Annotated in this window: 13 protein-coding genes; 1 reads left to right on the forward strand and 12 read right to left on the reverse strand. The window is 58.3% G+C overall.

The features are described 5' to 3' along the window. The first annotated feature begins 163 nt into the window (after positions 1-163). The gene (gene asnB / locus AC07UB_RS15025) at positions 164-2,095 is read left to right on the forward strand and encodes an asparagine synthase (glutamine-hydrolyzing) (RefSeq protein WP_494654721.1); all 1,932 of its coding nucleotides are present in this window, start codon (positions 164-166) and stop codon (positions 2,093-2,095) included. 13 nt (positions 2,096-2,108) lie between these two features. On the opposite strand, the gene AC07UB_RS15030 is transcribed toward asnB, so the two are convergent. From AC07UB_RS15030 to AC07UB_RS15085, 12 genes are all read right to left on the reverse strand, one after another. Beyond that, positions 2,109-3,290 carry a glycosyltransferase gene (locus tag AC07UB_RS15030; RefSeq protein ID WP_494654719.1) on the reverse strand — a complete coding sequence of 394 codons (1,182 nt, stop codon included), beginning with the start codon at positions 3,288-3,290 and terminating at the stop codon, positions 2,109-2,111. Positions 3,291-3,293: 3 nt separating this feature from the next. Beyond that, positions 3,294-3,710 carry a hypothetical protein gene (locus AC07UB_RS15035; RefSeq protein ID WP_494654717.1) on the reverse strand — a complete coding sequence of 139 codons (417 nt, stop codon included), beginning with the start codon at positions 3,708-3,710 and terminating at the stop codon, positions 3,294-3,296. Between the two features lie 98 nt (positions 3,711-3,808). Further along, positions 3,809-4,918: a glycosyltransferase family 4 protein gene (locus AC07UB_RS15040; protein ID WP_494654715.1), complete on the reverse strand. Its 1,110-nt coding sequence runs from the start codon at positions 4,916-4,918 to the stop codon at positions 3,809-3,811. A gap of 29 nt (positions 4,919-4,947) precedes the next feature. Next, positions 4,948-6,171 (reverse strand): UDP-N-acetylglucosamine 2-epimerase, encoded by a 1,224-nt coding sequence (neuC, locus tag AC07UB_RS15045; protein ID WP_494654714.1) that lies wholly within the window; start codon positions 6,169-6,171, stop codon positions 4,948-4,950. Next, positions 6,168-7,016, reverse strand: a complete 849-nt coding sequence (locus AC07UB_RS15050; RefSeq protein ID WP_494654713.1) for an NAD-dependent epimerase/dehydratase family protein — start codon at positions 7,014-7,016, stop codon at positions 6,168-6,170. The genes neuC and AC07UB_RS15050 overlap by 4 nt, the downstream gene beginning before the upstream one ends. Continuing rightward, positions 7,013-8,050 carry an N-acetylneuraminate synthase family protein gene (locus tag AC07UB_RS15055; RefSeq protein WP_494654711.1) on the reverse strand — a complete coding sequence of 346 codons (1,038 nt, stop codon included), beginning with the start codon at positions 8,048-8,050 and terminating at the stop codon, positions 7,013-7,015. The genes AC07UB_RS15050 and AC07UB_RS15055 overlap by 4 nt, the downstream gene beginning before the upstream one ends. After that, positions 8,043-9,803: a glycosyltransferase family protein gene (locus AC07UB_RS15060; protein ID WP_494654709.1), complete on the reverse strand. Its 1,761-nt coding sequence runs from the start codon at positions 9,801-9,803 to the stop codon at positions 8,043-8,045. The genes AC07UB_RS15055 and AC07UB_RS15060 overlap by 8 nt, the downstream gene beginning before the upstream one ends. 83 nt (positions 9,804-9,886) lie before the next feature. After that, on the reverse strand, positions 9,887-11,620 hold the full coding sequence (locus tag AC07UB_RS15065) for an ABC transporter ATP-binding protein (RefSeq protein WP_494654707.1): 1,734 nt from the start codon (positions 11,618-11,620) through the stop codon (positions 9,887-9,889). Positions 11,621-11,714: 94 nt separating this feature from the next. Next, a complete protein-coding gene (locus tag AC07UB_RS15070; RefSeq protein WP_494654705.1) occupies positions 11,715-12,482 on the reverse strand; it encodes a class I SAM-dependent methyltransferase in 768 nt (255 codons plus the stop codon). Between the two features lie 2 nt (positions 12,483-12,484). Then, positions 12,485-13,291, reverse strand: coding sequence for an SDR family oxidoreductase (locus tag AC07UB_RS15075; RefSeq protein WP_494654703.1), 807 nt, complete (start codon positions 13,289-13,291; stop codon positions 12,485-12,487). Further along, on the reverse strand, positions 13,288-13,998 hold the full coding sequence (locus AC07UB_RS15080) for an acylneuraminate cytidylyltransferase family protein (RefSeq protein ID WP_494654701.1): 711 nt from the start codon (positions 13,996-13,998) through the stop codon (positions 13,288-13,290). Before AC07UB_RS15080 ends, AC07UB_RS15075 begins: the two co-directional genes overlap by 4 nt. Then, the gene (locus tag AC07UB_RS15085; RefSeq protein WP_494654699.1) at positions 13,995-14,933 is read right to left on the reverse strand and encodes a Gfo/Idh/MocA family protein; all 939 of its coding nucleotides are present in this window, start codon (positions 14,931-14,933) and stop codon (positions 13,995-13,997) included. Before AC07UB_RS15085 ends, AC07UB_RS15080 begins: the two co-directional genes overlap by 4 nt. Position 14,934 lies beyond the last annotated feature (1 nt).

Below are 14,934 nucleotides of genomic sequence, written 5' to 3' on the forward strand. Positions count from 1 at the left end.
GCCTGTTTCAACAGCATTCTCGTTTGCGCCAAACTGCCATATTTGGCTATAAGGAGGCCGCAAGCGACGCCTGTTCAAGTCACGCATCGCCTCGGGATGCAATTCGTTTGATCTAAGGGTGCATGCTGATGCATACCCGATCACCTAGGAACTGATTGTATAAATGTGCGGCATCGCGGGCATCGTCCAATTATCAAGATCGTCGTCAGCCGATGAGCTTGGGAACATCGCAAGATCGATGGATCTTTGCCTCGAGCATCGCGGGCCGGATGGACACGATGTATGGATCGATGCATCGGTCGGTATCGCGCTGGTCCATCGGCGGCTGGCCATCGTCGACCTGTCCCCCGCCGGCCACCAGCCGATGCACTCCGCCGATGGACGTTACGTCATCAGCTACAACGGCGAGGTCTACAGCCACCACGAACTACGCGCGGAAATGGAAGCCGCAGGCCACGTTTTTCGCGGCCACTCGGATACGGAAATTATTCTGGAATCGATCGCAGAACGCGGCATCGTCCCGACAGTTTCCCGTCTGATCGGAATGTTCGCGATCGCGGTGTGGGATAAAAAAGACCGCACGCTTTCGCTTGTCCGGGACAGACTTGGCATCAAGCCGATCTATTGGGCCAGGTTCGATGGACTTTTCATCTTCGGGTCGGAACTGAAGGCATTGCGCCAGCATCCCGGCTGGACCCCACGCATCAAGACCCAAGCGGTGGCCTCATTTATGCGGCACAACTACGTGCCCGCGCCCCATACGATCTATCACGACGTCTATAAGCTGGAGCCGGGAACGATCCTGACGCTTCCATGGCGCGGCGAGCCGAAACTAGAGAAATTCTGGGACGCAAGGCAGGTTGCGCTCACCGGCATCCAGAACCCGCTCGACGAAAGCGATGCTGCGCTCACCGATCGCCTCGAAACCCTACTGATCGATGCGATCGGCAAGCGGATGATGGCGGACGTGCCGCTCGGCGCGTTCCTGTCCGGCGGAATCGATTCATCGACGGTGGTCGCCCTGATGAAGGCCGCGAATTCCGGCCCGGTCAAGACGTTCTCGATCGGGTTTGAGCAGGCGGGATTTAACGAAGCGCCGTATGCCGCAGCAATCGCGCGGCATCTCGGCACCGATCACACCGAACTCATGGTAACGCCCCGCGAGGCGCTCGACGTCGTTCCGAAACTTGCCGAGATGTTCGACGAGCCGTTCGCCGACTCGTCCCAGATCCCGACCTATCTTGTCTCCGCCATGACCCGCAAGCACGTCACTGTCGCACTCTCCGGCGATGGCGGCGACGAGCTGTTCGCGGGCTATAACAGGTATCAAATGACATCTCGGTCCTGGCGGATGCTCTCGATGATGCCCGCGCCTCTGCGAAAAGCCGCCGCTTCTGCTGTCACGATGCTCAGTGCGGACCGATGGGACCGGCTGCTAAGCGATTTGCCGCGGAAACTGCTTCCGCCGCAGCCCGGCGATAAAATTCACAAGGCGGCATCCGTTCTGGGACTCAAAGACGGCAACGCCGTCTATCGGCGGCTCATCAGTCACTGGGATCCCGCCAGCCTGATGCCTGGCGTTCAAGAGACTCGCGGAGCGCTCTGGGATCAATCGGTAACCGAAGCGTTTCCGAACCTGCTCGACCGGATGCAGTATCTCGATCTCGTGACATATCTGCCGGACGACATCCTGACCAAGGTTGACCGCACCAGCATGGCGGTTGGGCTGGAAGCGCGGGTGCCGTTACTTGATCACCGCGTGGTCGAACTCGCCTGGCGTCTGCCGCAATCCGTCAAAATCCGCGACGGCGTAACCAAGTGGCTGCTCCGTCAAGTCCTCTATCGTCATGTGCCGAAAGAGCTTGTCGAACGCCCCAAAATGGGATTTGGCGTTCCCCTCGGAGAATGGCTGCGCGGACCGCTCCGGGACTGGGCGGAAAACCTGCTTTCCGAAAAGTCCCTTCAGGACAGCGGCTGTTTCAACGTCGCGCTGGTTCGCAGGTACTGGAGTGAGCATCTGTCGGAACAACGCAACTGGCAGTATTTGCTTTGGGACGTCCTGATGTTCGAGGCATGGCGTGCGCGCTGGGGCTAAGCCGATCAAACGATCAGACACGCACCCCGGGGATGTCGCGAGGCAACCGGCCCGCGAGAAGCCCGCGATACAGACCTTCGTATCGTTCAATGCAGGCATCCAAGGAGAAATGCTCTTCGATACGCTTCCTGCCCGCTGCGCCCAGCCGCGCGCGCAACGCCGGATCGTGCGCAAGACGCACGATGGCTTCCGCAAGCGCCGCCGGATCGCGTGAAGGAACGACGAAGCCATTCTCGCCTTCCAGCACGGCTTCCGCATTTCCCCCGACATCTGTCACGACCATCGGAAGTCCCGCCGCCATTCCTTCCAGAATGGCGTTCGAGAATCCCTCTTCGTGAGAACAAAGCAATCCAATATCCGATGCTGACAACAAATCCGCGACGTCGGTACGTTGCCCTAGCATCGATACGTGGCCATCGATGCGCAATTCACTGGCCGCCGCCTCGATATCAGCCCCCGGGCCATCGTCGCGGCCAACGATCAGAACCTGCCAAGGCCCGCCTATTTTTTCATGCGCGATTCCGAGGGCTGCGATCAGATCGAGATGGCCCTTGTAGCCGATGAGGTTGGCAACAATGGTAAGGACCAGCGTCCCGTCATCGATCCCCAGCGAGGCGCGCACCTTTGCTCTGTCCGTCTTGCCCGCCGCCGGCATATCAATGCCATTGTAGATAAGGCCCAACTTGTCGAGAGGAACCTTTTCGTCATCCCGCAGCTGATGGACCACCGCCCGTGAATTTCCGAGGATCGCATTCATCCTGCGGTGAAAGATCATCTCCATCCGCCGCACGCCGGGATATGCCTTCTGATAGAAGCTGAGACTGCGGCGGCTCATGATCTTGACCTTCACACAGGCGAGCGTCGCCGCAGTTGCGCCGATCAGATAAGCCGCGGGCAGGAAAAAATGACCGATCCGCGGGCGGACGCGAAGCATCATGTAAGTTAGGTGCACTCCGACGAGCACGAGACGCAGGGCCCTTACCGGAAGAACATTCGCGACCGCAGTCCGATCAACCGGCGGAAGGAGGACCTTTACGCCCGCCGCCTCCAGATCCTGCCGCATCGGGCCATCGCCGGCGAGACTGTAGATCGAGACGCCCCACCCCTTTCGTTTCAGTGCACGCGCGACGTTTGACAGATGTCTTTCCGTCCCGCCAATACCGAGTTCACCGATGACAAAGAAAATATCCTGCAACGTTTACATTCTCACGAATTCGACGAGGACAACGGAAGGCCCACGATAAGTCACACGCTCCCTGAAACTCAGGAAGCAACACCATTGGAAGCGTCGGCGCCTTTTCGCGGAACGAGAAATCCCATCCTGAATTCCCTCGAAATCTATCCCGACAATCGCCGAAAAGGCAGCTTCCGGCAATCGATAGGAAGACTTGATGATCTGGCGAAGGCGGCCGGAACTGGAGAATTTATCCGAGGGGAATACGTCGCATCCGTATGAGTCGTATCCGAGATCAGGAAGGGCAGCCGTCAGTTTGTCCTCACCGCATCCGAAATCCAGCGTCTTGACGGGCTGCCTGTTCGAGAGCTTCGCAATGTCGGCGATGGCCCGATCGACAAACGCCGCCGTCAGTTTCAGGTCTTCAGAATGCGACCACATGCAATGTCCTTTGCGCAATATCAGGCGCGCGGCCTGTCAAACCATGAAGTATCACGCCTGCACGCCCGACTGATGCGAAAAAGAAAGTCCGAAAAATCCTATTGCCTGACGATTTCGCGGAAAAGATCGATCCACTGCGCGGATATTTGATCGACGCTGTTGGCGGCGACCGCCTGAGGTGCGGACATGCCGAGTGTCGTGAGCCGTTCGCTGTCCGCGAGCGTTTTCGAAAGCGCCCCGGCGAGCGAGCGAGGATTCTCAGGTTCGCACAATACGCCGTATTCGCCATCTCCAAGAAGTTCGCGGATCGATTCCTCGGAATTGGCTGCGATCACAGGCAAGCCGGACGCCAAAGCCTCCAGAATGACATTGGGATAACCCTCATAGCGAGCGGGATGAACAAATGCATCCGCCGAACGATAGACCGCAACGATGTCACTCACCGACGCCATGAGAAAGACGCGGTCTTTCAAGCCGTAGGCCGCAATCTTGTTCTCGAGTTCGACCTTCATCGGACCGTCTCCGTAGATCGACAGATCCCACTCCGGGATAGCGGCTGCGGCGAGAGCGAACGCTTCAATCAGAATATCGAATCCCTTTTGCGGCGTAAGTCGGCCGACAGCCAGAAGCTGCTTTCTCTGTCCAAGAATCTTTGCCGTTCTCGCGCCGGGATGGAACCTTGCAAGATCGACGGGGTTTGCAATGACCCGTGACGCTACGCCAACGCGTTCTGTCATCCATTGCGCAATGTCACCGCTCTGGACGACAACTGCGGCAGCCTTTCCGTAGGTCAATTGACGCAGGCGCGCCCATAGTTGCGCAAGTGGATGATGCGCCGGATGAACGCGTTCGGACACGACGATCGGCTGCCTGGTGCCCAGCCCCGCCAAGATCGCGAGCACATTCGTCTCCGTCACGAATGAAACAGTCACATCCGGCCGAAGCTCGCGCAGACATCGGCGCAGCGACCGGATACGGGTCAAATTGTTACCGAGCGCACTTGCAAAACCGCCGCTCGCGGCGGTCAGATCGAGCGGAATGAGGTCGACGGCCGGGAGAAGCGGATAGGCCGGAGCGACGCCGGGCTTCTCGAGCGTGATGACTGAAACAGCATGCCCCTGACGACTCCAGGCATTGGCCAGCAGAACGGCAACCCGCTCTGCCCCACCGAAGCGCAGCGAAGCGATGACAAACGAAATCCTTAGCAAGGCTCTATCCAGGCAAGGTCGGTATCAAGCTAGCGATACCATCCGTCCCGCTCTTCCCCGAGAGTGGGAGTTTTCTTGCGCAACAGACTGGGGCCGAGATCGACGGTCATGAGAATATCTGTGATCTTCTGACCGACGTTTCCGCTGCCGTAAGGATTGACGACATGACGGCAGAGATCGCGGAAGCTCTCATCGAACAGCGATTTTTTCATAGCCGCAAGAATTTCCGAGAAATCATAGCCGGTGTTGATCGCATTCTCTGCCCGCAGACGTCCATCCTGCCGCGTTCCGACATTGACCCCCGGACAACCAAAGGCCGGGGTTTCCTTGATACCGGAAGATGAATTTCCGACGCACACCACGCGATATTTCGCGTCACGCGATAGCCCGAGCAGCCCGTGATAATTCGGCTGTCCAAGCGACGGGTAGATCTGAATGTCCTTCGGAAGGCCGGCCTTCTTCCATTTTTCGATGGCGCCGATGATGGCGCGGCCGCCCGCATCGTTGTTCGGATAGGTGACGATCACCTGCGCCCCGAGAACAGCAATCTCCTCAAGCGCGCGCAGCGACGGTTCGATCTGCGCGACGGCATGCTCCGCGTCAAGCGCGACGGAATGCTGCGTGAAAACGACAATGGGTCGGGTCAAATCGAGGTTGTAACGCTTCGCAAGTTCGGCGGCGGATGTGATGCGGCCAAGCTCAATCAGGTCGAGATCGACAAAACCCACCGTGTGGACGCGCCAGCGCTCCTCACCCATCGCAAGGATACGATTTGAGGCCATCGCGTTGGTCGTGAAGTGCAAATGTGACAGCTTGGTCATGGCATGCCGGACGGAATCATCGAGAGCGCCGCCTTCGGTTACGTCGCCGCCTTCGATATGCGCCACGGGAATTCCCATCTGGCTGCCGGCGACAACAGCGGCGAAGCCTTCAAAGCGGTCGGCATAGACAACCAGAATATCCGGACGAATTTTCGCGAGCGTATCGACCATCGCCAACACGCCGCTTCCGATCGCATTGGCTGTTGCGGTCAGATTGTCCTCAGCCATGTTGATCACGATTTCGCTCGCAACCTTGAAGCCATCGCGTTCGATTTCGGAAAGGGTACCCCCGAAATTGCGGTCGAGGTGCGCGCCGGAGACCAGCAGATGGAAATCGACATCCTCACGATCGTTCAGAATTTTGATCAAGGGATACAGGAGGCCATATTCGGCGCGATTTCCCGTAAAAACTGCAATACGTCGCTTTGTCATTTCCAACCTGAGTTCAAGAGCATCTGTATTCCGGCTTCGAGTGTTGTTTGCGACGACCATCCGAAATCACGGACGGTCGATGAAATGTCAAGAAGGAGCACGGACTCTCGCGGCGGCATACGCCCAATAACTTCCCTACCCGGTTGGCCGTCGAGGCGAAGTATCAGCTTCGCGAGGCTTTCACAGGATATTCCGCGCCCGCTGGCTAGATTGTAAATGCCTGTCGCGGTCCCGCACGCCATAGCCCCCAGCGCCTCAGCCGCATCTTCAACCCACAAGTAATCCCGCACGGGCGTCATTTCGCGGATGGCAATTGGGTCCGATCCGCCGAGTTGCGATAGAATGTCGCTAAATATCGTGCCCGATGACATCCCGCGCCCAAAAATATTGGTCGCCCGGGCGACAACGCCATTCCGTTCGAGAAAAAGAGCTTCGACGGCGAGTTTCGCTTGCCCGTAGACTTTCTCGACCTCGCTCGAGGTTTCATCAGGACGCCTCGGCAGATTCTTGCGATCGCCGTACACAGCTGCCGAAGACACGTATATAGCGCGCTCATATGCATGTTCGAGGAGCGCCGTGGCCTGCATTTCCATGCGAGAAATATGCCTATCGCCCTCGATATCGACAGACGCGATATGAGGCGGCTCGGCAAGATGAACGAGCACGGCGCCGGACGGCGGTTGAAAATCGGAATAATCGGAAACCCGCTGGACTTCAAAACCAATGCTGCTGGCCACAGCCCGTCGGGAAAGCGCGATCACAGAGACATCCTGTGTGGTCAGATAGGCAGTCAGATGACGTCCGATGAAGCCGGACGCCCCTGTTACGACGACAGGCCGCTTCACGCGCTGAAGTCCTCCCAGGACAACTGAGCACCTTCCGGCAAATCACGACTTGCTTTCCGCCCGATGCATTCCTCGAATTGCCGGGCATGAATCGGTCCCGTGCCTGGCCGTTTTACCCACAAATTTTCCCGGGTCAGCGTCTCACCCGCTTTGACCGAGGCAACAGTGACGACGGATGCATAGGCGAAGTCGATCACTGGTTTTTCTTCAGCGAGAATCGTCTTTCCACCGCCCCTGGCCAGCCAGATCGCCTTGGATCCCTCGACGAGATCGTTCAGTTCAGAAGGCTCGATCGAAATGCTGATGTCCGGTCCGGGCCACGTTCGCGAGATCGTGAAATGCTTCTCCAATATGCTTGCCCCAAGGGCGACGGCACCAAAGCATGTGTAATTGCCGTGTGAATGGTCGGAGAGACCAACCGGAACACCGGGGAATACGTTCATGAGATCGGCAATGCCGCCGAGCCTGACTTTCTCGTAAGGCGTCGGATACATGCTGGTGCAGTGCAGAAGCGCAAACGGCGTATTGTGCTTGCGCATCACCGCGACCGTTTCTTTGACGGATGCCAGATCGTTCATGCCGGTCGAAACGATCATCGGTCGCCCCATACGGGCAATATGATCGATCAGGGGGAGATTGTTGCATTCCCCCGAGCCGATCTTGAAGCCCGGCACATCCATATCGAGAAGGCGATCAGCCGCTTCGCGCGAAAACGGCGTGGAAAGATAAATCAAACCCCTTTCGCGGCAGCGTGCCTGCACCCTGCGCTCTTCATCGGCATTCAATTCGCAACGCTTGATGATGCCCCAAAGCGATTCATCGCTGATGTCGCCGGGCTTCATGTCGGTGACAATCATCTCTTTTTCGGTGATATGGCACTGAAATTTGATGAGCTCGGCACCGGCCTCGGCGGCAGCATCCACCAGGGCCAGCGCCTTGTTGACATCGCCTTCGTGGTTGATGCCGACTTCGGCAATCACCAGCGGAGGATGGTCAAGACCGATTTTTCGGCCGGATATTTCAAATTCACCCATTGCGAAACTCCACCTCGCCGGCACCTGAAAGAATAGGTGACGATGTTGAAAATAGCTGCGCCAAAGCCTTTTCGCAGCTGTCTACCGATAGATCGTAGTACTGTCGCACGTATTCGCGCGCGTCCTTCGCCCATGCTTGCCGTGCTGGGAGAGTTTGGGCACGAAGTTGCGACAGCACGCTTGCAAAATCGTCCGGATCGCTGACGCTGATCGACAGACCGCCAGCGTCAAACAGTGCATCGTCGCTGGCAATGCCACCGTCACCGACGTGAATAACCGGTACCCCCGCAGCCAATGCCGCGAAACACGCAGTCGTCCCCTTGTAAAGAAGAACGTCCGCTTCGCCGAGCGCCAAGTCCATGGTGCTATGGGGCGACAGTACAAACCGCCGGTCGGAAAGATCAATCCCGGCTGCCGCCAACACCGGCCGATGATCAAAGGACGGATGAGGCTTTATGACGATTGTCAGGCTCTCGACCGCGCTCGTCGCCGACTTCACCCAATCCAGAAACCGGCCGTTGTCGAACGCTCCGCCCAGCACCACCAGCAAACGCAGATGCGCACTTGGAGCCCGAACTGGGAGCGAGAGACATTTTTCGATATTCGGGTTGCGAAACGCATACTGCCGGGACGAGAGAATTGGCGCCCAATCGCCGAGACGCAGGAGCGCGCTTCGCATCGCGCTCCCCAGTGTGATGGTCAGATCGAAGTTCGGCCGGCGTTGCAGCACATCAGCGCGCGTTCGATATCGTTGAGCGGAAGGTATCACCGGGCAATGGAAGAAACCAACTGTCCGCGGTTTGGGACTTGTTTCATTGGCCGCCGTTTCGACCGCGAATTCCCAGTTGCTGTTTTCCTGCATGCAAACGATCTGACGCGGAGCGACGGTGCGGAGAAGATTCCGCATGGCGCGCTCAACGACAAACCAATCCGCCAGCGCGCGAACATGACCGTAGGATTCGATCAGGGCAGCACGCGCCAGCGGATCGCGCGTCGCTCCGGAGTGGAGACGAAAACGCCAGGCACGCCGGAGACAGTGCCAGACATCGCCGAGAGAGAGAAACTCAAATATGAACGCGACGGGAAATCCTTTGAAGTCGTCAGCAGCTTTGACCTGCTCGGCGGGGTCGCCACCGTTTCGCAGCATCAGCGCCACTGAACCTGTTCGCTTCAGGCCTTCCGCCGGCAACGGTCCAAGATAGGCATCGCGCCAAACGCCATCCGACGGGGGTAAAAATCCAGCTTCGATCCGGCTGACGAACAGCGTATGGACATGGCCCGGAATCGGTGGGGCCCTTCGGATCCGCCGAACGCTTCGAACATGCCTCACGTTTTCGATCAGCCAGACCAGGGCGTTCAGCAACCGAAGGATGGCCGCCTTCGCGCGCCGCAAAGCCCAATGGAGCTGCGACTTGCGGTCAGAAATGATCGCAACAGCTGCATGCGCGCCAAATCTTTCCTTCAGATAAGTCGCCGTCACCTGTGAAGACACCGTCAACACAAACCGCCCCCGCGCTTTACGGCCGAGCGTTTCCAGACGTGCTGCCAGTTCCAGCGCGGCGGGCAATTCCGACATGTTCGGCTGCCACTCCGCAACCGGCAAATACCACCAGGCCTTGCTGGCATTGCGGTCGGCAAGACTCCGATGAAGATCGAAAATCGACTCGATGGCCAATTCCGCGACGTCACCATCGACGCGCGGCAATTCGACGGCATCAACCGTAACAGCCGCCACTTCGAGCGGTTGCAGCAAGCGAACTTCTCCGGGACGCAACGCTCCGGCGCTGGCTTCCAGCCGCACGACGACACGCGGCGAATGAGATGCAGCCTGCGGCGTCATTGAATATCGGTCGGCGGCGTCAAGTTGGAAAGCTCCACCAGGCGCATAAAGCGGGGCTCTTGCGCCGAGAGCCGTTCGAACTCATCGACGGCGATCATCTTCCCGGCATCGAACAGCGCGATGCGATCGCAGCTTCGGATTGTGCGCAACCGATGGGCAACAATCAGCGTCGTGCAAACGCCGCGCAGATTTTGCAGCAGCTTGATGAAGCGGTCTTCGGTTTCGACATCGAGCGCCGAGGTCGCTTCGTCAAGCACCAGCAGACTGGCATTCTGATAGAGTGCGCGGGCAATACCCAAACGCTGCCGCTCTCCGCCGGAGAGCAGTTTTCCAGCCTCGCCAATAGGAGAAAGCATCCCAAGCGGCAAACGCGAAACCAGCGACGTCAGCTGCGCCATTTCCAGCACCGAAGCGACCCGGGCATCGTCGATTTCATCGTCGCGCAGGCCAAGCGCCACGTTCGACCGTATTGTTCCGGACACAAAGCCTATTTGCTGCGGCACATACGCTACCATCCGCCGCCATGAGATCAGATCGTCGTAGATGTTGCGGCCGTTCGCCAGTATCCGGCCGGAGGTCGGCGTGATGACGCCGAGGACCAGATCCGAAAACGTCGTCTTGCCCGATCCGGACGATCCGACGATGCCCAACGACGATCCGTACGGAATCTCCAGATTGATACCCGAGACGGCTTCTTCTTTTGTATTCTGATATTGAAAGCTGAGGCCTTCAAGGCGAAGTAGCACGGGTTCGCGGGTTGTTCCAGGAATCGGCGCATCAATCGAGGCCGGCGCTTCGAGTTGCCAATCATCCAGATGATCAAGCTCTTCACGCGCCAAATCGATCGGTGCCTCCAGCGTACGAAGTGACTGCATCGCTGCCAGGATGCGCGACACCGAAGGAAGAATGCGCAAAGTCGAAGCGCCAAACAGGCTGATCAAACCGATCGACGCTGCTGCGTCGCGGCCGGTCAAAGTGACCCCGACGAACAAGGCGATAGCCGCCAGCATCGCAATCTCGACGAGATAGCGCGTGCTTGTAGCATAGAGCATCTGGCTCGCCTGATTGTGAGCGAGCAGCGCCGTTTCCACCTCGTACTTCTCAAGGAACCGCTTGCCACGGCCGAGGACCCGGATTTCCTTGAGGTTTCCGAACGTTTCATTGACGAGACGCAAGGTACGCTCCGCAGCGATGCGGCTCTCGGCGCTGATACGGCTCAAGTATCGCGCCGTGAACAGATAGATGGCGAGCCCGGCAGCCAAAAGAATTCCAAGTGCGGAGAGCGCTGCAGCCGGATTTGCATAGAGCAGCACCGCAAAAAGCAGCGCCACCGTCATCGCTTCCGATACGATCAATATGACTTGATAAACAAATGTGGAGGAAACCTGGCTCCCCAGAGAGTTCACGACATACGCAAAAAAACTGGTGTCGCGTTTCAGCGATTCCAGATACGGCATGCGAAGATACTGCTCGAACAGCCGGTTGGCGAAATCCGCCGAGGCGCGCTGCATGGTTTGGAACTGCCAGCGGAAGATGGCGATGCTGATCAAGTTCTTCATCACCAGCGCAACGATCATCAAGACAACCAGCAAGATGAGGAAGTCGCGTGGGGTGCTGAACCCAAGAAATCGGTAGACGTCGCCGATGATCGGCCGCGTCGCTACCGTTTCGGGTGAGACCAGGAGCAGAATGACCGGCAAGACCATCGAGATGCCGAGCGTTTCGAGCACCGAGAGCCAAATAACCGACGCAAGCATCCACGGTATCCGCCGCTTCAGCGATTGATCGAGGACGCGCCAGCCTCGCGTAAGAATTCGCAACACGCTATTGCGGCCCTTTGCGGCGGGCCGTCATACCGACATTGGCGTAATAAACGCCTGTCCGGTCGAGAGCATCGATGATTCGCGCAGCACCATTAACCAGCGCACAGAATGGAATCCAAACCGGCAACAGCAGCCCCTTCACGATTCTTGTCGTGCGATTGGCGTTCATCGACGTATCGATGAAGGTGAGCAGCATGTTGCCGATCACAGCGCCTGCGCGACCGAGCTGCACGGTCTCTACCGCTTCATACTCGGGTTCGAAAAGACAACGAACGCCATCGGTCGTAAATCGCGCATAGTCGTGCGGCAGCCCGTGCGCCATGAATATAAAAGGAACAGTCAGGAGAATCTGGCCGCCGGGGCGCAACACGCGGGCCATTTCGGACAAAAGATGCGTCCGGTCCGAGACATGTTCCAGCACCTGTGTAAAGACGATGGAGTCGACCGAAGCATCCTCCAGCGGCCAGCGATCTTTTGGACCGACCAGAATATCAACGCCCGGCCCCGGCGCGAGATCGAGGCCAGTGTATTTCGTCACGCCTTCCCGGCCCTCGCTCGTCCATGCTTCGTAAGGCCGCCGGCCGCAACCGACATCAAGAACGTGCCCCTGCAACTCGCGCGTCTTCACTTTCTGCCAAGCGTGGGTCTCGGCAAGAAAGAGATACTGAAAATGCCAGAACCGATAGTCCGGATGCTTTCCGCAAAGCATCCCGTAGACGCGATCATACAAAGCGCCCAGAGCCGAAGCATTCGAACGTGCGTCCGGCATCGTCACCACGCCGTCAACCCGCCGTCGACCGCAAGGACTTGACCCGTGACATAAGCGGAAGCGTCGGATGTCAGAAAAATCAGCGCCCCGACAAGATCCTGCGCTTCCGCCATGCGCCCTAAAGGCACCCGCGCCGAGTATTTTGCGTTGAATACATCGTTCTGGCCTGACTGCACGCCGCCGGGCACCAGGCAATTTACACGCACACCACCTGCCCCCCATTTTGATGCCATGTGCCGCATCAAACCAATCACGCCCGCCTTCGACGCCGAATAGACCGCCGGCGAACCGATCTGATGTCCCTGATAGGATGAGCCTTCATAGATACGCTGATCAGGCGCGACAATGCCATAGATAGAGCCGGTAAGTACGATGCTGCCACCACCCCGCTTCACCATGCCCGGTGCGACCAGACGTGACAGGAAAAACATAGCATCAAGATTGACCGTCATGATTTCGCGCCAAAGCGCAACGTCGAAGTCTTCATCAGCTCTGAAGAATTCCGCGAGATCGGGGCCCTTGGTTGCAGCGTTATTGTGCAGGATATCAATCGGCCCCAGATCCCGCTCGACGGCGGCAACGAGCCGCGCAAAAGTTTCGGGCTTTCGAAGATCACATGAATAGGCAACCGACGGTTGGCTGAATCGGGTACACAGATCGGCTGCGAGCTTCGCCGGCGCCTCTATATCGATCAGCGCCACGCGCGCACCGGCTCCCGCCAGCGCTTCCGCGAACGTGTGGCCGAGAATCCCTGCCGCACCCGTGACCAAGGCTGTCTTGCCTTGCAGTGAAAACAATTCACGGATCACAGCGAAACTCCCTGCTGTCGCGACATCAAGAATTCGACGAACGTCCAATCTAGCTCACTATCAATGTCGATGCTCCGCTCGGGCGGCATCACGTAAAGGCGGGTATTTCCCGTGAACACTTTAGGGCCAGCCAGCATGGATGCGCGCGTCCAGGCATAGATAGAAGCGTTCATGTCAAAGCAAGATGGCGCGTCCTGACGTCGCGCGATGGCCGACGGCTTCGACAAGACGACAGCTCCATCCGGCAATCGCTCTACCAGGTTGAAGTAGGGCGATCGCCGCGCCGGAGTTCCGGTAATGACATTGTCAGCCCCGCTGTTCGTCAACAGATCGACCGCGCCGCGAATATCATCCGGGTGGCGGAGCGGAGCCGTCGCGTCGAGGTCGACGAAGATGCTGAAACCGCGTCCGGTCACTCGTTCCGCCTCATCAACACAGTGGCGGATCGCTGGCGGCTTTGCCGCGGTATCGCTCGCCATTTCGTCCGGGCGCTTCACCAGAATATCGGCACCGCCGCGGCCAGCCACCTCAAGAATGGCGGGATCGTCGCTGCTGACCGCAATGTGTGCGAACAATCCGGAATCGGCCGCCTGACGAATAGAATGCACGATAAGCGGGATTCCTGCGAGCAATCGCACATTTTTGCCAACCACGCCTTTCGATCCGCCGCGTGCGCAGATGGTGCAGAGTCTGATGTCAGCTGTCATTTTTCCGCCAGAGCTATCCAGCGCCGATCCAAGCTCGCCGTCTCTATGGCGGCAAGCAACTGGATGATCGCCGCCCCTTCCTTCCAGTCACAGAGCGCTCCATCGTTCTCGCCAAGAACGGCCTGCCACATTCGACGATAACTTTCGTTTGCCGCGGTCTTGAAGTCGTAATGTTTGCCGTCACAAGTAAGGCTTCCGTCGATAAGGTCTGCGCGATAGCGCCGAGTTGCCGTCGTAATCGCGATAAACCTGGAGGGCTCGGGGTCAATTCCATTAAGCGTGAGCGTCACTTGCGGGCATCGGTCACAGGCAGCCAGAATAGACCACGCATCGTCGCTGTCCACGGTCTGCGTCGTGTAACGCCCGCCGATTGCGGCCACCTGCGTCACCTCTCCAAACAACATCACGGCAAGGTCGAGTTCATGTGAAAGATCACGAAGGATACCACCGCCCATACTGCTATGTGCCGAGTAGATCGACGCAGGCGCGCGGCCGGGACGCCAGCTATCGTATCGCTGTCCAACATGAATTTGCGCAGCGATACATGGCTCGGAAGCTGCTTTCAGCCTATTTAGCAATTCCATAACAACAGGCAGAAATCTCAGGTTGTATCCGACGAAGATCGGGCCTTTCGGCCGCGCCGTCGCAAGATCCTCAACTCGCGCCACCAGGGGCTTGTCAACCAGAACACGGCCCTCGAAATCCAACCGTGCGAGCTCAGACAAATCGTCCGCATGCCGCGCTGTCTCGGTTGCGATGACCGCTACATCGGCGCGATATGCTGCCAGCGCCGCGGCGATTGAGGCAAACTGCCCAACATCCGCGCGCCGGCTGACCGTCACCGGATGATGCCCTAGAGATTGCACGATATCTCGATGCCGCTTGCCGATGGAGCCTTGCCCCACAACAAGCACATCCCTTCTCGTTGCGGTCATT

The sequence above is a fragment of the Afipia sp. GW821-FHT04G03 genome (assembly GCF_059419985.1).